General features: G+C 38.9%; 24 protein-coding genes. 19 read left to right on the top strand and 5 right to left on the bottom strand.

Features of this window, described 5'->3' with window-relative positions; all coding sequences use genetic code 11:
* Nucleotides 1-102 precede the first annotated feature (102 nt).
* The gene (locus ACIQCO_RS12180; protein ID WP_400428789.1) at nucleotides 103-786 is read left to right on the top strand and encodes a M50 family metallopeptidase; all 684 of its coding nucleotides are present in this window, start codon (nucleotides 103-105) and stop codon (nucleotides 784-786) included.
* Between the two features lie 58 nt (nucleotides 787-844).
* Here ACIQCO_RS12180 and ACIQCO_RS12185 read toward each other — a convergent pair whose 3' ends face one another.
* A complete protein-coding gene (locus tag ACIQCO_RS12185) occupies nucleotides 845-1,780 on the bottom strand; it encodes an NAD(P)H-dependent flavin oxidoreductase (protein ID WP_400428904.1) in 936 nt (311 codons plus the stop codon).
* A 398-nt stretch (nucleotides 1,781-2,178) separates the two neighbouring features.
* Here ACIQCO_RS12185 and ACIQCO_RS12190 point away from each other — a divergent pair, with 398 nt between their 5' ends.
* Nucleotides 2,179-2,643 carry a GreA/GreB family elongation factor gene (locus tag ACIQCO_RS12190; RefSeq protein WP_400428791.1) on the top strand — a complete coding sequence of 155 codons (465 nt, stop codon included), beginning with the start codon at nucleotides 2,179-2,181 and terminating at the stop codon, nucleotides 2,641-2,643.
* A gap of 76 nt (nucleotides 2,644-2,719) precedes the next feature.
* Here ACIQCO_RS12190 and ACIQCO_RS12195 read toward each other — a convergent pair whose 3' ends face one another.
* Both ACIQCO_RS12195 and ACIQCO_RS12200 read right to left on the bottom strand, forming a co-directional pair.
* Nucleotides 2,720-3,244 (bottom strand): MerR family transcriptional regulator, encoded by a 525-nt coding sequence (locus ACIQCO_RS12195; protein ID WP_400428793.1) that lies wholly within the window; start codon nucleotides 3,242-3,244, stop codon nucleotides 2,720-2,722.
* Nucleotides 3,231-4,139, bottom strand: a complete 909-nt coding sequence (locus ACIQCO_RS12200; RefSeq protein ID WP_400428794.1) for a MerR family transcriptional regulator — start codon at nucleotides 4,137-4,139, stop codon at nucleotides 3,231-3,233. The genes ACIQCO_RS12195 and ACIQCO_RS12200 overlap by 14 nt, the downstream gene beginning before the upstream one ends.
* A 245-nt stretch (nucleotides 4,140-4,384) precedes the next feature.
* On the opposite strand from ACIQCO_RS12200, the gene ACIQCO_RS12205 reads away from it, so the two are divergent.
* From ACIQCO_RS12205 to ACIQCO_RS12275, 15 genes are all read left to right on the top strand, one after another.
* Entirely contained in the window at nucleotides 4,385-5,029 is a 645-nt protein-coding gene (locus ACIQCO_RS12205; protein WP_400428796.1) for a VC0807 family protein, read from the top strand.
* 34 nt (nucleotides 5,030-5,063) lie between these two features.
* Complete coding sequence (locus tag ACIQCO_RS12210) at nucleotides 5,064-5,660, top strand: TetR/AcrR family transcriptional regulator (protein WP_400428798.1); 597 nt, start codon at nucleotides 5,064-5,066, stop codon at nucleotides 5,658-5,660.
* 79 nt (nucleotides 5,661-5,739) lie between these two features.
* Nucleotides 5,740-6,243 carry a GNAT family N-acetyltransferase gene (locus ACIQCO_RS12215; RefSeq protein ID WP_400428800.1) on the top strand — a complete coding sequence of 168 codons (504 nt, stop codon included), beginning with the start codon at nucleotides 5,740-5,742 and terminating at the stop codon, nucleotides 6,241-6,243.
* Nucleotides 6,244-6,255: 12 nt separating this feature from the next.
* Complete coding sequence (locus tag ACIQCO_RS12220; RefSeq protein ID WP_400428802.1) at nucleotides 6,256-6,918, top strand: DUF2306 domain-containing protein; 663 nt, start codon at nucleotides 6,256-6,258, stop codon at nucleotides 6,916-6,918.
* 90 nt (nucleotides 6,919-7,008) lie between these two features.
* Nucleotides 7,009-7,749, top strand: a complete 741-nt coding sequence (locus tag ACIQCO_RS12225) for a polysaccharide deacetylase family protein (protein WP_400428804.1) — start codon at nucleotides 7,009-7,011, stop codon at nucleotides 7,747-7,749.
* A 122-nt stretch (nucleotides 7,750-7,871) separates the two neighbouring features.
* The gene (locus ACIQCO_RS12230) at nucleotides 7,872-8,219 is read left to right on the top strand and encodes a hypothetical protein (RefSeq protein ID WP_066088620.1); all 348 of its coding nucleotides are present in this window, start codon (nucleotides 7,872-7,874) and stop codon (nucleotides 8,217-8,219) included.
* A 156-nt stretch (nucleotides 8,220-8,375) separates the two neighbouring features.
* Nucleotides 8,376-9,884 (top strand): aminotransferase class V-fold PLP-dependent enzyme, encoded by a 1,509-nt coding sequence (locus ACIQCO_RS12235; RefSeq protein ID WP_400428806.1) that lies wholly within the window; start codon nucleotides 8,376-8,378, stop codon nucleotides 9,882-9,884.
* A 190-nt stretch (nucleotides 9,885-10,074) separates the two neighbouring features.
* A complete protein-coding gene (locus tag ACIQCO_RS12240; RefSeq protein WP_400428808.1) occupies nucleotides 10,075-10,377 on the top strand; it encodes an urease subunit gamma in 303 nt (100 codons plus the stop codon).
* A gap of 32 nt (nucleotides 10,378-10,409) precedes the next feature.
* Nucleotides 10,410-10,733, top strand: coding sequence for an urease subunit beta (locus ACIQCO_RS12245; RefSeq protein ID WP_400428905.1), 324 nt, complete (start codon nucleotides 10,410-10,412; stop codon nucleotides 10,731-10,733).
* Complete coding sequence (gene ureC / locus ACIQCO_RS12250) at nucleotides 10,730-12,442, top strand: urease subunit alpha (RefSeq protein WP_400428810.1); 1,713 nt, start codon at nucleotides 10,730-10,732, stop codon at nucleotides 12,440-12,442. The genes ACIQCO_RS12245 and ureC overlap by 4 nt, the downstream gene beginning before the upstream one ends.
* Before the next feature lie 10 nt (nucleotides 12,443-12,452).
* Nucleotides 12,453-12,911, top strand: a complete 459-nt coding sequence (gene ureE, locus ACIQCO_RS12255; RefSeq protein WP_400428812.1) for an urease accessory protein UreE — start codon at nucleotides 12,453-12,455, stop codon at nucleotides 12,909-12,911.
* The gene (locus ACIQCO_RS12260; RefSeq protein WP_400428814.1) at nucleotides 12,901-13,587 is read left to right on the top strand and encodes an urease accessory protein UreF; all 687 of its coding nucleotides are present in this window, start codon (nucleotides 12,901-12,903) and stop codon (nucleotides 13,585-13,587) included. Before ureE ends, ACIQCO_RS12260 begins: the two co-directional genes overlap by 11 nt.
* Nucleotides 13,588-13,610: 23 nt before the next feature.
* A complete protein-coding gene (gene ureG / locus ACIQCO_RS12265) occupies nucleotides 13,611-14,222 on the top strand; it encodes an urease accessory protein UreG (RefSeq protein ID WP_400428816.1) in 612 nt (203 codons plus the stop codon).
* 1 nt (nucleotide 14,223) lies between these two features.
* Nucleotides 14,224-15,048 carry an urease accessory protein UreD gene (locus tag ACIQCO_RS12270; protein ID WP_400428818.1) on the top strand — a complete coding sequence of 275 codons (825 nt, stop codon included), beginning with the start codon at nucleotides 14,224-14,226 and terminating at the stop codon, nucleotides 15,046-15,048.
* 127 nt (nucleotides 15,049-15,175) lie between these two features.
* On the top strand, nucleotides 15,176-15,394 hold the full coding sequence (locus ACIQCO_RS12275; RefSeq protein WP_400428820.1) for a hypothetical protein: 219 nt from the start codon (nucleotides 15,176-15,178) through the stop codon (nucleotides 15,392-15,394).
* A 44-nt stretch (nucleotides 15,395-15,438) separates the two neighbouring features.
* On the opposite strand, the gene ACIQCO_RS12280 is transcribed toward ACIQCO_RS12275, so the two are convergent.
* Complete coding sequence (locus tag ACIQCO_RS12280; RefSeq protein ID WP_400428822.1) at nucleotides 15,439-16,398, bottom strand: urea transporter; 960 nt, start codon at nucleotides 16,396-16,398, stop codon at nucleotides 15,439-15,441.
* Nucleotides 16,399-16,596: 198 nt separating this feature from the next.
* On the opposite strand from ACIQCO_RS12280, the gene ACIQCO_RS12285 reads away from it, so the two are divergent.
* Complete coding sequence (locus ACIQCO_RS12285; protein ID WP_400428823.1) at nucleotides 16,597-17,529, top strand: ATP-grasp domain-containing protein; 933 nt, start codon at nucleotides 16,597-16,599, stop codon at nucleotides 17,527-17,529.
* 36 nt (nucleotides 17,530-17,565) lie between these two features.
* Here ACIQCO_RS12285 and ACIQCO_RS12290 read toward each other — a convergent pair whose 3' ends face one another.
* Nucleotides 17,566-18,099 (bottom strand): YceI family protein, encoded by a 534-nt coding sequence (locus ACIQCO_RS12290; RefSeq protein ID WP_400428825.1) that lies wholly within the window; start codon nucleotides 18,097-18,099, stop codon nucleotides 17,566-17,568.
* Between the two features lie 370 nt (nucleotides 18,100-18,469).
* Between ACIQCO_RS12290 and helD the strand changes: the two genes are divergently transcribed.
* On the top strand, nucleotides 18,470-20,794 hold the full coding sequence (gene helD / locus ACIQCO_RS12295) for an RNA polymerase recycling motor HelD (protein WP_400428827.1): 2,325 nt from the start codon (nucleotides 18,470-18,472) through the stop codon (nucleotides 20,792-20,794).
* Nucleotides 20,795-20,812 lie beyond the last annotated feature (18 nt).

Consider the following 20,812-nt stretch of genomic DNA (forward strand, 5'->3'; position numbering starts at 1 on the left):
CTTCTTTGCAAATTATTTTCAACTAGGCGTAAATTTGCGATAGTTTCAACAAAAGATGTTAAAATGAGGTATGAAGAAATTTATAAAAGAGGAGAATCAATTTTGAGCTTTGTTCGCGAAAAATTAAGTATGAAGTTTTTCCTTTTCCTCGTGTTAGCTTTTTTGTTGATTCACGTACCGCTTCTCGGAAATTATGCAAAGGTCATTAATACGCTTATTCATGAATCAGGCCATGCTTTGATTGCCTTGCTTGGCGGCAATGTGGAAAGGATTTCTTTATTTATGAATTCAGAAGGGGCAACATATAGTAATCAGTCTACCTGGATTGGCAGCTTCTTTACGAGTCTTGCCGGCTATACCTTTGCCTCGTTTATGGCGTTTCTCTCATTCTTACTGATAGGAAGGAAGAGGCAAACCATTTTGATTGATATTTTGCTAGCTTTTATTTTCCTTAACCTTATCTTTTGGGTGCGGAACCCATATGGAATCTTTTGGTTATGTTCATTCGCTGTCGCTTTTCTCTTTTTACTTATCAAAGGGAGCCAAACAGTACGGGATCATTTGTTACTTCTTATTGCCTCCATTCTATTAGTTGATTCGGTTCAAAGTGCCTATGAAATCTTGTATATAAGTGTTATTCAACCGGATGGAGCGGGGGATGCTGCTAACCTTGCCCAGTTAACAGTTATTTTTCCAGCGCCAATTTGGGGGATGTTTTTCTTTCTCCAAGCCCTATGGTTTTGTTATTTCGCGCTAAAAAGAGGTTATTATAAACTAGGAAGTTAAAAGACTCCTGCGGCCGACCAAGGCGCTGGAGTCTTTTCTTACTGCAAGAGATTGAATACTAGAAACTTTCATTTATTGCTTCACCATATTCTGTTGTGAGGTTGTCAATAATTTTTTTGACTGGGAGAATTTCTTTGATTTCATCCACTCTTGCACCTGCAAAAACAAGCCCGTTTTCCACATCACCGCCAACAGATGTTAGAAGAGAATCAAGCGTACAAAAGCGATAGGAACAATTCTTAAGGCAATCATGGCATTTAGCTATTTTTAACTTATCAGGTCCGCTGATTAATTTTGTGAAATTATTTATGATGGCTCTTCCCTGCAGGCCGACAGTGGTTTTAACCAAAACCGTGTCATCTTTACCAGCATCGACATATTTCAGCTTAAACGGCATAGGGGCATCACATTCCTCGCTGGCAACAAAACGAGTGCCCATTTGAACTCCAGATGCTCCCATGGAGAGTGCTTTGGCGATATCACTGCCCGTCATAATGCCGCCAGCTGCAATAACGGGGATTGAAACGGCTTCAACAATCTCGGGTAGTATTTCAAACATGGGCCGATCGGTTCCAAGATGACCCCCTGCTTCAAAGCCTTCAACGACAACGGCAGCCGCGCCTAAACGTTCGGAAATCCTTGCTAATTTAGCAGATGAGACAATGGAAATAACCGGGATTCCTGCTTGTCTTCCCCATGTATACATATCCCTGGAGATTCCTGCGCCGGAAATAATAAAATCAACTTTTTCTTCAAGGGCTGCTTTCATTTTTTCAGCAAAGTCGTTCATGGCAAATAATACGTTTACACCAATATATCCAGCGCCCGCGACTAGTTCCTTTGCCCGTCTAATATGCGAACGCATTTCTTGAACAGTAATTCCTGTACCAGAAATAATCCCAACCCCACCGGCATTTGCAACTGCTGAAGCTAACCTGCTTAGAGAAATACCTACACCCATTCCGCCTTGCATAATGGGAACTGCAGGTCTCATATGTCCTATTTTTAGTTGTGGAAAATTCAATTCATAACCTCGTTTCGATTAATATACCTTCAAATGTATGGTATCACCTTGCCATTCATTTGTATGTGATTTCTATCACCTGGTCATAAAAGCAGGTTGTGATATTTCTGATACGCAAACATTTACTGACCAGTTGTAGCGACTTTTCTGTCTAGATATGGTAATATTATACTAAGATTTTCCTTGACTAAAAGGAAGAGGATAACTTTTCATTTTGTATAGGGATACTACGGTTTTGCTCTTTTAGGGAAAACCAGAGGATTATCTATACAAATGGAAGGTTCATTTTTTTATTTAGGAGGAATTTGTCATGAAAAACTTTATGAAGTTCTGCAGGAAATTTGACCCTAGCTTGGAGGCGATTTATTATGAACCATAGTAAACCCTCCAAAGACTTTTTCAGCCAGCAGGTTGTATTTATTGAGGAGAATATTCAGGAATTAACCACTCTTTATTTTTCTTCAACCCCTGTCCAAGAGAGAATGAAGCATTTTTTTAGTCTGTACGTCTTGGAGATTGATGATTTACTAAAGGAAAATCTTAAAAACACCTATATATCATTGATTCCTAAAGTTTTTATCGGAACAAAAGTAACTGTTCTCTACGACGATGACAATGAGACGGAAGATTATGTTATCTGTTTTCCGGAGCAGTCTGAACCCGATCAAGGTCATATTTCCTTTTTATCACCAGTTGGCAGACAGCTATTGCTAAAAAATCTTGGTGAGCAGCTTTCTCTGAAGATTCCAACTGGCGAAATTCCTGTTACTATCAAGGAGATAACATATGCCGGAGAGTTGTTTGAAGTCGAAGAGAGATTAAAAGAAGCATGACAGTGACAAAATAAAAAAACATGGCCAAACAGGAAAAATCTGTTCGGTCATGTTTTTTATACATTGGTGGTTTTGTTTAAAAACCGAATAGAGAACTGACGATATTTTTCTTTTTTCTTCTTACCTTGCCACCACCCAAAACCAGTGGTTTGTCCACTTGTGGGGATGTGTTCATTTCCTTTATTTGAATTTGAAGCCGTTCAAGCTCAAGTGCTAATTGGGTTAGATGATTTTGTAAATCGTCTATTTCCCGACGATGCTGGAGGAGTTGATAGGATGCAACTGAATCGGCCTTGGTATTTAGATTCATTTCTAATTCGCTGACCTTGGTAACCAACCTTTCGATGACTGTTTCCTTTTCCCCGCCTCTTTTAATTGCACCTTTTCGAATTCCCCTTTTTTCCACCACTGGGGCGACATCCTGGAGCAATATTCCATTTTGAAGCTGTTCATGAATTTTTTTTAATAGTTCAATATCTTCGTTATTAAAATGATAATGTCCCCGGTCATTTTTTTCCATTGGCAGCTCCAAAAGTTTAACCCAGCGCTGAACAGTGCTCGCCGACACCCCTAATAATTTTGCCACTTCACTTGTATTCATGTGAATTCCCCCTTAAAGACCAGAATTTCCACCATTTCCTCTCTTTGGCTGCGGCGACATCTCTAAAGCCTACTAACATTTGTTGGAAAGCTCGTTCCCTTTGGGTAATTTCAAGCAAGTATTGATTACGCTCTTCAACAAAGAATTCACGGTCGGTTGAAATAGCCTCAGTTAGACTTGAAATTTCGTTATTTGTGGTATCGGCATAATGAGATAACTCTTCAGAGGCTTCAGACAGCTTCCTAGAAAGGATATGAATCTCTTCGGAAGTCTCAAGTGAAACATTTGCAATGCTGTTACTAAGGTACAGTAAAGAGTCAGCGGTCAACTCTGAAGATTTTTCAAGTGTTTCGGATAACTCCACGAGATCAGCTTTTGTGTTGGCTGTCGATTTGTAAATGGAATCTGAAAGTGATTTCACCGTAATAAAGGTGCCTTTTGATATTTCTTTTTTCAGTTCGTCTACTACCTCTTTACGAACGACATTTCGAATTTCATCCTTAACTTCATTTAAGAAATTTTTCTTATACGTTTCCATTGCCTCAAAAAATAGGTCAGCATTATTTGGTGCATTTTCATCAACAGGGATTGGAGGAACCGGTTCAGCAATGATTTCTAGTGACACTTCCGCTGTTTTTGTACGATCTTCACCCCCAGCCTTTTGTCCATTTTTCATTAATTGTCCTATCTGGTCTTTACTTAACTTCTTGGTGGTCATTTGTTTTATTTCTATCAGTTGGTCAATCAGCAATTCTGAATAAATTCTTGCACCTTGTTTAGAACGGGGAATTTCTAAAGTCTCATCAAAGTCTTTTTCCCATTGGCGTAACGTCCCCGGTGCAATATTTATTTTTCTGGATACTTCTTTTAAGGTATAGGTCTTCATAAAATTCATTCCTCTCTATCGAATCTAGGAAATAATTATCTTTGTGATAGTTATTCACCAACTGGTATCCCATTTTCCTGCCTAATGACAAAAGCTATCAAAACAAGACTGAAATCACGAAATAACAACATATTCTTGCAAATTGAGCAATTTTATCTTCAGGAAAAAAAAGTTAAAAAATAATTAACAAACCGACGGTCGGTTTGTAAAATAAAATTTGTAAGCTAACGTTAGTGAAAAGGGGTGTAGGAGAAGTGAAGGTTTCATCAAAAAAGAAATTGATTCAAATGATTGTTTTAAGTCTTGTGATAAATGGTGCGATTCCTGTTGTTGTTTATAATTTGCTTTTAAACTATTATTCAAGTTTTGTCTCGCTGCTAATTGCAACCTTGATTCCGTTGGGGGATAACCTGTATCATATTGTTAAATATAAAAAGGCAGATGCGTTTGGCTTGTTTATGCTAACGGGGTTTGTATTAAGCTTACTGGCATTTGTGCTCGGTGGGAACGAAAGGCTCATTTTATTAAGGGAATCCATGGTTACCGGATTATTAGGCCTAATCTTTATCGCCTCCTTGTTCTTTGCAAAGCCGCTGATTTATCACTTCGCAATCAGATTTAGTTCCCAGGATTCGTCAGAAAAGAAGGGGCAATTTGCAAAGAATTGGGAGCTGCCATATTTTCGTTTTGTCTTGCGATTTATGACCGCTATTTGGGGCATTGCGCTTTTGGGTGAGGCTATAGTAAAAATCATTCTTGTCTATGAACTTTCCATATCAGCCTTTTTAGCTATTTCACAATTGATTTTTTACGGTGTCATTGGTGCGGCGATTTTAATTACAATGGTGTATCGAAGGTATGCAAAAACACGATTAGACTTATTAACCAATGGTCGTTAACACAACTCGATGAACAAATAAGGAAGGTAGAAAAATGACTAATTCAATTTATAATAATCCAAGCTTTCAACATATTCTTTCTACAACTGAAGAAATCATTTTAGAAAAAGGCTGCCGAAGTACAACTCTGAAGGATATCATTGAAAGGTCGGGGTTGTCTAAGGGGGCCATCTACCATTACGTTGACAGTAAAGATGAATTGTTTGGGCTAATCTTAAAATCAAAAATTGAAGAAATGAATGAAAAGTTTCATAGCACCATCACTCGTTCTATTAAGGAAGAAAGCCCTAATCAAGGACGATTCGGCGTTGTCAGCCAATTTTTTCATTCGCGGCAAAATAGCAATGATATCGGCAATTTAATTTTTATTTATTTGCTAAGTCAGGATAATGAAAAGGTTAAAAAAATTCTTAATGATATTTTCAGATACAGTAAAGAAACAGGTACTCATTGGATTAAAATGGGGCAAGCGAATGGAGTGATTCCGAAAACCATTGATGCTGTAAAAATGGCAACTTTGATGATGACCTTTTCATATGGACTGCGGGTCACACAAATATTAGCGACAGCAGAAGAGGATGCATTGGAAGCAAGTGATGTATTTAAAGTGATTATCAAGACGTTGACGTAACGATTATTGCCCCTTTAATAAGGGGATTTGGAACATAGGACATACCGACAGTCGGTTTATTTATGATGAGGTGAGAGGGATGGAGATTCACACTATTGGACTAAATGAATTAAAAGAAGTAAATCAATTTTATGCTGAGATTACTGCAAATTTAAGGATAAAGGGGGTTAATCAGTGGGATCGGTTTTACCCCAATCGATTTGTCATAAAAGCAGACATAAAAAAAGGGAATCTTTTTGGGATACAAGCAGACAAACAAGTAGTTGGAGCGGTGGCCCTTGATACGAATGAAAGCAAAAAGTACCGGGATCTTTTATGGGAGGATGTAAATGGCAGCCCATTAATTATTCATCGTTTAGCGGTCCACCCCCAATATCAAGGGAAAGGTTTTGGGAAAAAGCTGCTACAATTTGCAGAAGATTATGCTTTGACAAATGGTCATACAAGCATTCGACTGGATGTGTTTAGCGATAATCCTGGGGCTTTAACCATGTATGAACGGGCAGGGTTTCAAGAAAGAGGAATAATTAGATTTCCATTTCGTAAAGTACCATATATATGTTTTGAAAAAATTTTAGGATAGGGAGAAATGAACATGAAGACTGAGAAAAAAAGAAAACTGACAATCGGGGGATTATATTTTACGATTGCCTTATTCGCAATCTATATCTTTATTATGTTTCTACTGAATGGAGTAGAATGGGCACCAATGGTTAAAGGGAAGATGAAAAATCCAGACTTTTCATTGGCAACATGGAAGTTGTTTTTTTACCCGCATATTTTTTTGGGTACAATTGCACTTGCCATTGGACCCTTTCAATTGACGAAGATCAGCCGAAGGAAACCTAAGCTGCATAAAATGTTAGGGAAAATTTATGCAGTGGCGATTTTTATAAATATCCTGGTCGTACCCTATATTTCTCTGTCTGCAACAGGTGGGAGGGGAACAATGATTGCCTTTCTTGTCCTAAATGCGCTTTGGCTGTGGACGACTGCCATGGGTGTAATCAGAGCAACTCAGTGCAAAATCAGCGCACATAAAGAGTGGATTCTTCGTAGTTATGCAATTACCTGGGTTTTCGTTACGTTTCGAATTGTCGTCATTCCCTTTTCATTATTCTTAGACAGTTCCCTTGCATTTCCCATCGCCGTGTACCTAGGTATCGCCATGAACCTCTTATTTGTTGAATGGAGGAAGCGGAAAAATAAGAAACTTACGACAGGGCGAAAAATCGCATCGACAAATCCCATGATATAAATGAAGTTTTTTAGAAAATAGTTATAGTTGATATCTTTTTCAGGAAGAATAAGATGAAAAACATATGAATGACATAAAGTGAGGCATGCGATGAAAAGGTTATTACTTCTATTCTTTTGTATTCACTTCTTAAGCCTTCCTGAAAAAGTATCAGCTGCGGACCCAGTTCCAATTTTGATTTATCACTCGATTGACGAATACAATGGCCATGGCTCTAAAGAGCTCTATGTAACTCCTGAAAATTTTGAAAAACAAATGACTTATTTACGGGAGCACGGTTTTACATTATTAACCTTTGAACGCTGGCAAGAAAGGAAGAGAGTTAACAAACCTATTTTTCTTACCTTTGATGATGGCTACAAAAATAACCTAACAGTCTTCACTATTTTTCAAAAGCTGAAAACGGACCATTTTTCGCCAACCGGAACCTTTTTTATCATTTCTGATTTTATCGGCCGTTCCAATCGCCTATCAAAAACTGATTTAAAAATGCTGGCCGAATCAGGGGTTATTTCTGTCCAATCACATACGGCCACACATCCGGATTTAACAAAAGTGGATAATCTTGATTATGAACTTAAAAAATCGAAAGAAAAGATTGAAAAAATAACCGGAAAAGCGGTCATAGCACTTTCTTACCCTTATGGCAGCTATAATAACCAGGTTGTATCTGAAACGAAAAAGCATTACCAATTTGGACTTACAACAACACCAGGCCCTTTTTCTGAAATAGGTACAAAAAATGAGCTTTATTTGTTACCAAGAACATATATTAAATATTCAACATCACTCCCAGACTTTATAAAACTAGTGGAAGGAAATAAAAATTGATAACTTTTCCGTAAAAAGAATGATATTGATAAACCAATGTAATCTGAACGAAACTTCCATGTAAACAAACACCGTTATAATAGTGGAAACGTACTATATCCTCGATTAGGGTGGGTGTCTATATGGAAGAAACAATGGTAAAATCCTATTTGCAAAAATCACTGGATGAGTGGAAGGATGATATTTCCTTAGTCCTTACTGAAATTGCTAAGGAATATGATGAAGTTGCGCAGGAATTAAAGGTGTATTCCTATAAATATGGAATCACTAAACAAGTGATTCAATCGACGGTAAATGAGGAAATCATCGAAAAAATTCGTGAGATGTACCATAAACCTTTTGAAGAAAGTTATAACCAGTTGAAAGAATACATAAAAGACCTAGAGGAAAAACGCCGCGTATTTCAAATGTTTATCCAAAAAATTGATGAAGTAAGCAGGAAAGAATCTGCGAAAATCACCACTTATTAGGAATTATCTTAAGACTTTTATAATAATTTTAAGAAAGTGAGGCAATTCTTTTGGAAGAATGCCTCCTTTTTGTTTTCTAAATCGGAAAGGGTGAACCACTGGAAAAGTGTCCTGCATATATTGAATAGCAGGACTGTTTTGAGAGGTGTGAAACAAATGATCACCGCTACTATTGGAAGCAAAACCTATCGAGTTCCGAATAACCTCGAGAAATATTTTCAAACCTTCCGTTCACAGGTGATTGGGATGGATCAAGAATTTGAGTCCCCTTTTGGAAAAAAGAAAATTATTTATGCGGACTGGGTGGCAAGCGGGCGTCTTTACCGGCCAATCGAGCAAAAGATTTCAGAGGTATTCGGACCTTTTATGGCAAATACACATACAGAATCCAATATAACCAGCTTAATGATGACAGGGATATATAAGCAATCAAAGAATATTATTAAGAATCATGTAAATGCGGGTAAGTATGATGCTGTTATCCTTGATGGCTTTGGGATGACCTCTGTGATTAATAAATTACAGCGGATATTAGGAATCAGGGTACAGGAAAAGTGGAAAAAACGGTTGCAGCTTCAGCTTTCTGAGAGCGAAAGACCCGTTATTTTCATAACGCATATGGAACATCATTCGAACCATACATCCTGGCTTGAGACGCTTGGTGACGTGGTGGTAATTGGACCTGATGCGAATGGAGAAGTGGATGTCAATCAACTGGAGCAGCTCCTTCGTCGTTATAAGAATCGCCTGTTGAAAATTGGCTCCTTTACAGCCTGTTCGAATGTAACAGGGATTAAAACCCCTTATCATCAATTAGCAAAAATTATGCATCAGCATGGTGGAATTTGTTTTGTTGATTTTGCAGCATCAGCACCATATGCTGCTATTGACATGCATCCGAAGGATCCTTTGGAAAAACTGGATGCGGTATTCTTCTCACCACACAAGTTTTTGGGGGGACCGGGATCAAGTGGTGTCTTAGTTTTTGATAAAAGGCTGTATACCAATAAGATTCCTGACCATCCAGGCGGGGGAACAGTTACCTGGACGAATCCATGGGGTGAACACCAATATTACGCCGATATTGAACTGCGTGAGGATGGAGGGACACCCGGGATCCTGCAAGCGATTCGTACGGCACTTTGCTTGAATTTGAAAGACCGAATGGGTGTTGAAAATATTTTAAAGAGAGAGAAAGAACAGTTAAATTTATTATTGCCTCATTTAGAAGGAATTCCAGGATTTCACTTATTGGATGGTCATTTATGGGATCGCTTAGGTATTATTTCGTTTTCAATTGAAGACATTCACTATAATTTAATCGTTCGTTTGCTAAATGATCGGTTTGGCATTCAAGTAAGAGGCGGTTGTTCTTGTGCAGGTACTTACGGGCATCATTTATTGCATCTTAATAAAGAAGCTTCTAAGCAAATTACCGAAAAAATTAATCATGGTGATTTGTCAGATAAACCAGGGTGGGTTCGATTCTCCCTGCATCCGATTATGACAAATGAGGAGATCCTGTTGTTTGTAAAGGCAATCAAAGAAATTATTATAAACATTGAAGAATGGAAAAAAGATTATGTTTATGATAAAGCAAGTAATGATTATTTTTTTATTAATCACATTCGGGAAGATATGTCACCATTATTCCGTTTCGAATGATAGTTTAAATGGGTGTAAGTATTCGACCTTTATTGACCGAAATACAATGAAAAAGGCCGATTTTTAATCAGCCTTTTTTCGTTTTATTTAATTAATAAAATTATACCCCTGTTTAAAAAGAACACAATATGGAGATTTTTATTGAAGGATGGGTAAAAAATTAGGCTTAATTCCCAAAGGAGGCTTTTCAATGCAATTAGTACCCCGCGAGATTGACAAGCTTATGATTGTTGTCGCAGCCGATGTTGCTAAAAGAAGAAGAGAAAGAGGCTTGAAATTAAATTATCCCGAAGCAGTGGCACTTATCACCAATGAAGTGTTAGAGGGTGCAAGGGATGGAAGAACTGTGGCGGAATTGATGGAATTTGGTGCCACTATTTTGAGACGTGAAGATGTTATGGAAGGTATTGCAGATATCATTGATGACATTCAAGTAGAGGCTACTTTTCCGGATGGAACGAAATTAGTGACCGTTCATGATCCGATTCGATAATGGAGCGGGAGGCATAAATAATGGAACTTGAAATGGAACCAGGGCAATTGTTTTTAAAAGAGGAACCGATTATTTGTAATGAGGGAAGAGATAAATCTAGGCTAAAAGTAACTAATACGGGAGACCGGCCAGTCCAAATAGGTTCTCATTTTCATTTTTTTGAGGTGAATGAAGCCTTGCAATTCAATCGGGATGAAGCCTTCGGTAAAAGATTGAATGTCCCTGCTGGTGCTGCCGTTCGCTTCGAACCGGGTGATGAAAAAGAGATAGAATTGGTCTGTTTCGCCGGGGAAAGGAAAGTTTACGGGTTTAATAATAAAACCGATGGTTCTGTTGAAAGCGGGTGTGGAAAATGAGCTTTAAAATGCCGAGAAAACAATATGCCCAAATGTACGGACCAACGACTGGTGATTCGATTCGGCTTGCAGATACGAATTTATTTATTCAAATTGAGAAGGATCATACTACCTACGGCGACGAGGTCGTTTTTGGCGGCGGTAAAGTGATTCGTGATGGGATGGGGCAGCATCCGCTTGTAACTCGGGGAGATGGAATACCTGATGTGGTCATTACAAATGCGGTTATTTTAGATTACACGGGAATCTATAAAGCAGATATCGCAGTTCGTGATGGGAAAATTGCCGGAATCGGTAAAAGCGGAAATCCACTGGTGATGGATGGAGTGGATATCATTATCGGTGCCTCCACAGAAATTATTGCCGGTGAGGGTATGATTGTGACTGCAGGCGGAATTGATACACATGTGCATTTTATTAATCCAGCACAAGTGGATGTTGCCCTCACCGCTGGGATGACAACTTTAATTGGCGGCGGTACTGGAGCAACGGCAGGCTCAAGGGCCACTACAGTCACTCCTGGAGAATGGAATATACACCGAATGCTTGAAGCAATAGAAGGGCTTCCAATTAACGTTGGATTAACGGGTAAAGGACAAGCAGCAACCGAAGAACCTTTAGCAGAACAAATCCGAGCAGGTGCAATCGGACTAAAAGTTCATGAAGACTGGGGCGCTACACCTTCAGCCATTGACCATTCATTGAAGGTGGCAGACAAATATGATGTGCAAGTGGCTCTTCATGCAGACACCTTGAATGAGGCAGGGTTTGTTGAAAACACGATGGCGGCGATTAAGGACCGGGTTATTCACTTGTATCATACGGAAGGGGCAGGCGGCGGACATGCTCCGGACTTAATCAAGGCAGCCAGCTTTATGAATGTTCTGCCGTCATCAACAAATCCAACAATGCCATATACCGTTAACACAGTCGATGAACATTTAGATATGCTAATGGTTTGCCATCACTTAAATCCATCGGTACCTGAAGATATAGCCTTTGCCGATTCACGGATTAGAAAAGAAACAATTGCTGCTGAGGACATTCTTCAGGACATGGGGATTTTCAGCATGACCAGTTCAGATGCACAGGCGATGGGACGTATTGGCGAGGTGGTCATTCGGACATGGCAAGTGGCAGATAAAATGAAAAAACAAAAAGGCTCGATGCAAGGGGATAGCAAGCTATCTGATAATAATCGAGCAAAGCGTTATATCGCGAAATATACGATAAATCCTGCGATTACCCATGGAATCGCTGATCATGTCGGATCTGTAGAAGTAGGAAAAATTGCAGATCTTGTGGTGTGGTCACCGGCGTTTTTTGGTGTGAAACCAGAACTCGTTCTAAAGAGTGGGTTCATTGTATATGGGATGATGGGGGATGCAAACGCATCGATTCCAACGCCGCAGCCGATTATAAGCCGTCCGATGTATGGTGCCTATGGAAAGGCCTTACAAAAAAGTTCGATTACGTTCATTTCTCAAGCCGCATATGAAGGAAAAGTACATGAACAACTTGGATTAGAAAAAATAATTCTTCCAGTTCATAGCATTCGGAAATTAACAAAAAAAGATATGAAGCTTAACTCCGAAACACCTGAATTATCTGTGGATCCACAAACGTACGAGGTACGGGTAAACGGGGAACTAATCACATGTGATCCGGTGGATCAAGTACCAATGGGGCAACGATATTTCCTATTTTGAGGTGAAAAAATTGATTATTGAAAGAATTGAAACAAATATTGAATGCATGGAAAAGGATGATCTCATCAATCGTCATATTGAAAAGGTTTACCTTGAAAGTGCTCATCTAGTGAAACGGATTCAACGGGTTAAAACAGACCACGGCCGGGAAATAGGCATTAGATTGAAAGATCCACGTGACCTGGCTGCGGGTGATGTATTGTATATGGATGACCGCAATATGATTGTGATTGATGTGGTTGCTGATGATTTATTAGTGATTAGCCCGCGCAGTTTAACAGAAATGGGGTCGATTGCTCATCAATTAGGAAATCGACATCTGCCCGCCCAATTTGCAGATGACGAGATGATGGTTCAATACGATTACCTTGTAGAAGAGCTTTTAAAAGAATTGCAAATTCCTTTTAAGCGGGAAGAAAGAAAAGTGAAGCAGGCGTTCCGTCATATTGGACATAGTCATGGAGCATAAGATCCTTTCATTATTTCAGCTTTGTGATTCCAACTTTCCAACCGGGGCCTTTAGTCATTCATTCGGTCTCGAGAGTTATATTCAAGAGAATAAGGTACATAATCAAGAAACATTCTCCGAATGGCTTCGGGTGTATTTGAATGAGCAGCTCATCTATTCAGATGGGCTGGCATGTCACCTTGTTTATCAAGCGTTGGAGCTGGAGGATCTTCAGAAAGTGTGGAAGTTGGACCGTTTATTGACAGTACAAAATTTACCTCGTGAAACGAGGGAAGGCACGCAAAGAATGGGAGAGCGGATGTTAAATCTTGTCGAGTCATTATATGACGTCCCGATACTCTCAACTTACAGAAATAGGATTGGGACTAAGCAATCTTTTGGTCATCCAGCAATTGTGTTTACGATGATTGCACAATACATTAATGTTTCAAAAGCCGAGACTACTTTATTTTACCTGTATTCGGTTGTTTCCAGTCTTGTCCAAAATGCTGTCCGTGCAATCCCGTTAGGGCAGACAGCCGGACAAAAAATTATTCACCAGATTCAAGGTGATTTAGCCACAGCCACATCAAAAATTGGGCAGTTAAATGAAGAAGATTTTGGTATTGTCTCACCAGGTTTAGAGATGTCACAAATGATGCATGAGCGAATTAATATTCGGATTTTTATGTCATAAATGAGGAAAGGAAGTGTGTTTTTATGGAACCAATTAAAATTGGCGTTGGAGGCCCTGTTGGCGCAGGAAAAACAATGCTAGTGGAAAAATTAACTCGTCATTTTAATGATAAAATAAGTATGGCAGTGGTCACAAACGATATTTATACAAAAGAAGATGCCAAATTTTTAATCCAAAATGGCGTACTCCCCGCGGATCGTATTATAGGTGTAGAAACAGGGGGATGTCCGCATACTGCCATTCGCGAAGATGCCTCGATGAATTTTTCAGCAATAGATGAATTAAAAGAAAAACATCCTGATTTAGAACTTATTTTTGTTGAAAGCGGCGGAGATAATCTGGCAGCAACATTCAGCCCGGAATTAGTTGATTTTTCAATTTACATCATTGATGTTGCCCAGGGAGAAAAAATTCCGCGAAAAGGGGGACAGGGAATGATTAAATCCGATTTATTTGTCATTAATAAGACGGATTTAGCACCGTATGTCGGAGCAAGTCTCGAGGTCATGGAGTCAGATACAAAAACTTTCCGTGGAGATAAACCATTTGCGTTTACAAATTTAAAAGACAATTCAGGTCTTGATGATGTTATCGATTGGTTAAAGCAAAATGCTCTTTTAAAAGGGTTGGCCTAAAATGGGGGATTGGACGGGTGCGTTAAACTTAGAAGTGGAAGACAGAAAAGGGAAAACGGTCGCAAAGAATGTATATTTTCAGGGTGCATTAAAAGTTATGCGCCCTATTTACCATGATGAATCCGGCCAGGCTTGTTATTATATATTAAACCCGGGCGGCGGGTATTTAGATGGGGATCGCTATCAAATGAAAATCTCACTTACAGAAAAGGCTAAGCTGACGCTAACAACACAGTCTGCAACAAAAGTGTATAAAACACCGAACAATTTTGCCTATCAAGAAGCAGAGATATCCCTTCAACCTGGAAGTTACCTTGAGTATCTCCCTGATCCGCTGATTGCCTACCAAAATGCAAAATACAAACAAAAAAATGTAATTCGAATGGATAAAACAGCTACTTTCCTTTATTCTGATATTGTCACTCCAGGCTGGTCACCAGAAGGAGGGCGATTTAGCTATCAAACGATCCAGTTATTAAATGAGATCTACGTGGATAATGAATTAGTCGTTTATGACCATATTAAATTAAATCCTGCAACACAAAATATGAAGGGACTTGGATTCATGGAAGGATTTTCGCATTTAGGTTCCATGATTGTAGTAGGGAAGCAAACGAACAGTTCCCTGCTTGATCAGTTATATTTGGCGATTGATATGAATTCAGATGATTATAAACTTGGACTATCCTTACTTGCGATTCCAGGAATGACAATTCGGGTGTTAGCAAATACCACACAAGTTATAGAAAAACTATTTTCTGAAATTCACCGTGTCATTAGTCAAGAATGGTTTAATACAGAACCAAGCTTTCTTAGAAAATATTAATAGTTACGACCCAGTGGAATAAATTCGGACTCTCGGGGTTTTGATGCAGCTGATGGGATATTTAGCCATGCGAATATCATTTTAAGTAAATGGAAAAACTTAATTGTAAATATATAGGGGGTGCTTTATGTTTGAAAAATTTAAAGTAAACCATCTATTCAAAGGGCAAGTACATGAACGCCCTCACTTTTCTTTACGGATACAAGGTCATGATTATAAGGGAATGGTCCATGGTGATAAAATACATTGGTATCATCCTCATCCTAAGCAAAAGCATGAAGAAGATTTTCTCGATGCTGTAGAGACCAAGGTTTTTAATATGATGAAGGGTCATCTAGTAAAATGAAACAAAGCATCCCGAACTTTCGTTCGAGATGCTTTGTTTTTTCTTCAAATAGACCGGAGGGATTTCATTGCACCGAGGAGAAGCCATGTACAGAAAACAAAAGGCATTGTCAGTGCCGGAAGTCCATATGGTAAAAGCCAGGTCGCAATACTGGCCGTAATAGGAACGGTTAAACAAGCCGACAATACGCCATATAAAAGTGCATATCGATGATCCTCTTTATAAACTGCCGCTACAGCGATCATGGTTAAAATCGCATTGTATCCATAATGTCCCATAAAGATCAAGCTATGTTCTCCGCCGAGTGCATACGCGGTCAGTAATGCTGATGCATTTCCTATTATTGCATAGAGTCCGAATCTCCACCCTGCCCAAAATATGGCAATATAAAGCAAAATTCCAGACCAGTTATTATCAAGAAAGAAAATTTGCCCCATTCCGTTAACGGCTCCGTCAAGCCAATTTGTCTCGCCTTTTATATTTAGTGTCCAATTAGCTAATGATTGTGGTGCAAGCTTAGGATCTATCTTAAATGAAACTAAGCGGTAAGCAGTCAGCAATAAAAACCATGTTAAGATAATAAATGGAAAAGTGAGAACAGGGAGTCCAACTTGCCTCATGATATGAATCATTGCTGCTGTAAATATGGCTGCGATTGCGGCTCCAGCTAAGGCAATAATCCAGCGGTTATCGCCTCTTAAAAACAACGATAGGGCCATTCCGGTCAGCACTGAGTTATAACCATAAATCCCTTGGTTAACAGACTTTCCATCTGCTCCCCCTAATTTTCCAATTAATGTTCCAGTAATAGATGATAAAAGGGCAATAATTCCCATAGGCAGGGAAGACACCATTATCGCAATTAATATTATGAATCCAGTTGCTGCATTTTCAATCAAAATAACTTGAGAAACTCCTTTTAGGGACGTCGATATCACCCAATTAATTGTTTCTCTGCTAATAAATCTCGATACCCTGTTATGAAGTATTATTACCACTCCCATGTAATCCTAATAGTAATTAATTTCCCTAAAATAAACAGAAATATGACCCGGACAATAATGTGGAACGTCTTCACAAATCGCCAAAAACATTTTAAAATAAATGATACAATTGAATTTAGGAAATATGCCAGGCTGGTAAACATGGTACTGGCTGGAGAAGAAACAGTGGACGCGGGAGCACGAGGGGAGAATTTTCTTTTGAAAAAAGTACATATTATACACGAAAATAGCGAATGGACCATTCATTTAACAAAGCGCTTAGATGAACTAGGTGTTCCATATGAAGAGTGGCATCTAGACAGTGGCCGGCTGGATTTATCTAAAGAACCGCCGGAAGGTGTTTTTTATAATCGCATGAGTGCATCTTCACACACAAGGGGACACCGCTTTGCACCGGAATTTACTGCACAGGTCCTTGCTTGGCTTGAGACGCATGGCCGAAAAGTAGTTAATGGTACGGGGGCTCTTCAGCTTGAGGTCAGTAAGGTCCTCCAATACTTAGAACTAAATAAATTTGGCACTCGAACACCACGAACAATTGCTGCAGTGGGGAAGGGGCAAATCCTAGAGGCAGCAGCTGAATTTTTGGATACACCGTTTATTACCAAACATAACCGTGCCGGAAAAGGGCTTGGAGTCCAGTTGTTTCAAACCATTGATGGGTTGAAAAACTATGTAGAAGGTCCTGCATTCGAAGAACCAGTGGATGGAATAACCTTAATCCAAGAGTATATTCAAGCACCTGAGAGTGTTATTACACGTTGTGAATTTGTCGGCGGGAAATTCGTCTATGCAGTGGAAGTGGATACTTCTGAGGGCTTTCAGCTATGCCCTGCGGATGCCTGTCAAATTGGAGACTTATACTGTCCTGTAGGTGAAGAAAAGGAAGAAAAGCCAAAATTTGAAATTATTGACGGGTTTTCAGATCCTATCCTCGGAAAATATGAGCAGGTACTTGCTGCTAATCACATACAAGTTGCCGGTATTGAATTTATCCGTAATTCAGCTGGTGAAATTTATACTTATGATATCAATACGAATACGAACTATAATTCTGATGCAGAAGCAAAGGCTGGAAAATTCGGCATGCTCGAGCTCGCAAGGTTTTTGAAATCCGAACTAATTAACTAAGAAAAAAAGCTCTCCCGAAAAGGAGAGCTTTTGCTATTATTCAGCTTTTGCTGCTTGAAGTTGCAGGCTGATTTTTACTTTTTCCGCAACAAGTACGCCGCCAGTTTCAAGAGCTGCGTTCCATACTAGACCATAATCAGAACGGTTAATGGTTCCTACTGCACTGAAGCCCACTTTTTCATTTCCCCATGGATCTTTTCCTTGACCTTCGAAAGTCACTGCGAAGGTTTCTGGTTTTGTAGTACCACGAAGTGTTAAATCACCAGTAACATTGTATTCATCATCATCTGTTTTTTCAATTTTCGTTGCTTTGAAGGTCATTGTTGGGTGATTTTCAACATCAAAGAAGTCTGCAGAAACCAAGTGACCATCACGATCTTTACTGCGAGTGTCTACACTTGCAGTATCAACTGAAAATTCAATATTTGCCGTAGTTAAATCAGTTGGATCTGCTTCAATCGTAGCATTGAAGCTATTAAAAGTTCCTTTTACGTTGGCAATCATCATGTGACGAACAGAAAAATCTACACTGCTGTGTGAAGCATCAAGAGCCCATTTTGTTTTTGTCATTAAAAATCTCTCCCTTTTTGTTTTGAAATTATTTATCTTGAAATTAATATAACTCAATTCAAGATAAATTATATGATGTTAGTCACTATATTGTCAATTGTTTTTTTAAAAAAATTAGGGAATGAGATAATGCGGGTGTGTAGGAGAAAAAAGAAGTGAAGATTGGTTTCGGAAATTTTCCATAAAAAAAAACGCCAATACAGCGTTTTTTGTAAGCAAATTATTGAAAATAAAAAAGGAGCATGATAAAATGAAAGTTGGCACAAAATGTTATTATTTTCATTCAACATAATTACTCTATAATAACATTAACACATCTATTTGTGGTTGTCAACATTTTGGATCAAAATTTTAGCTGGAGAGTGGTTTCATGAGCGATGTTCAAAGCAGAGACTGGCAATTGGAACAGCAACGAGTCAATTTAGTTGTTAATGATATTGAAAAAAAAGTAAGTAAATTAACACAAAATGCCGGCAAAGTTAGCTCAGACGTTCTCGAGATACGGAAAACCTTTTGGGAAGATGTTACCGTCAATATGGATGAACCGGATGATATCATAGAAACGGCAGCGAGTATTAAGCAGCAGGCTGAATTCCTTTCAGAGCGGGAACGGACGCATAAACAATTAGATCACCACCTCAAAACCCTTGCTAGGCTAAAATATTCCCCCTACTTCGGCCGCATTGATTTTTGGGAAGATGGGGAAAAGTCGGCTGACCAAGTTTATTTAGGGATTGCTTCGTTTATGGATGAACAGGATGAGAACTTCTTAATCTATGACTGGCGCGCACCGATTTCGAGCCTTTATTATGACTATTCTCCGGGTCCTGCCCAGTATAAAACCTTAGACGGGAATATCGAAGGTGAAATGGAATTAAAACGGCAATTTATAATAAGGGGTTCGGAAATTAAAGGGATGTTTGATACAGGGGTAACGATTGGTGATGAAATGCTTCAAGAAGTACTTGGAAATAACGCCAGTACCCAAATGAAAAGTATCGTCGCCACGATTCAACGTGAGCAAAACCAAATTATCCGGAATGAGCGGAGTAAATTGCTCATTGTTCAAGGTGTGGCTGGGAGTGGTAAGACCTCAGCTGCATTGCAGCGAGTTGCCTATTTGCTTTATCGCTATCGCGAAACGCTAAAGTCGGAAAATATTATGCTATTTTCTCCTAACCCAATGTTTAATAGCTATGTGGCAACAGTGCTGCCCGAGCTTGGAGAAGAGAATATGCAGCAAGCCACGTTCATGGAGTATTTAAATCATCGATTAGATCGTGATTTTGATGTCGAGGATTCATTCAGCCAAATGGAGTACCTACTTAATGGGAGAGAAGACGAATTATATACAACTAGGGTTGCGGGAATTCGCTATAAAGCAAGTCTTGATTTTAAAACGATGATTGATCAATATGCCTCGTCTCTGTCAAAACATGGATTAATGTTTAGGGATTTATTGTTTAGAGGGGACGTTTTAATCTCGAAAAAAGAGATCCATGATTATTTTTATTCTTTAGATGAAAGCTTTTCTATTTCTAATCGGATACAGCTGGTTAAGGAGTGGCTTTTAAAGGAATTGAAGCGAATTGTAAGAAGGGAACGGTCGCAAAGCTGGGTTGAGGAAGAAATTCAGTTTCTTGAAAAAGAGGATTATCTTGAAGCATTCAAGAAAATGCAAGAAAAGAACCGCTTTACTGATAATACATTTGATGATTTTGAGCAAGAACAAAAGCTCTTAGCCCAAATGGTGGTGAAAGAAAAATTCAGGCCTTTATTTAACAGGGTAAAGAGGTTGAAGTTTATCGACATGTCAGGTATCTATAGTCATTTATTTGAACAAGATTGGCGAAGCGGTGAAGGATTGCCGCCGGATTGGGGTTATATTTGCAATGAAACAGTGAAGCGATTAAACAAGCTGGAAATTCCTTATGAAGATGCAACTCCATACGTATACCTTCAAGATTTAATTGAAGGGCGGAAATCGAACACTGCCATCCGCCATATATTTATAGATGAAGCGCAGGATTATTCTCCATTCCAGTTTGCCTTTATTCAATTGCTTTTTCCTTATAGTAAAATGACGATGCTCGGTGACTTTAATCAAGCGATTTTTTCCGGTGCGACGGGTTCTGCGACCGTTTTAACGGATTTGAATTTGAAAGGTGAGGAAGTTGAAACGATTGTTTTAACAAAAACCTACCGTTCAACACGGGAAATTGTTGAGTTCACAAGCGGTTTGATTGATGGCGGGGGAAAGATCGAACCTTTTAACAGAAAAGGAAGGAAGCCCGTTATTGAACGAACAACAAGTACAAGGATCAACCAGTTGATTTTAGAAAAGATAAAGGAATATCAAAATGAAGGGCATCGTACTATTGCGGTTATTTGCAGGACTGATGCAGAAAGTAAACTAGTTTTTGAAGCACTTAAAACTGAAGTTCCCGTTTATTTAATTGAAAAAGGAACGGTTTCTTATGAAAAAGGAATTCTGGTTATCCCATCCTATCTGGCAAAAGGGATTGAATTTGATGCGGTCATTCTTTACGATTGTTCGGAGTATAAGCGTGAAAGTGAACGGAAGTTATTTTATACTGTCTGTACTCGTGCCATGCATGATTTGTATATGTACGCAACAGATGAAATTAGTCCATTATTAAATCGCGTAACGGTGGATAAATATGAGTTAAAATAAATACTTACAGAATAAACA

The organism is Neobacillus sp. NPDC093127 (genome assembly GCF_044754175.1).
GTDB lineage: Bacteria > Bacillota > Bacilli > Bacillales > Cytobacillaceae > Neobacillus.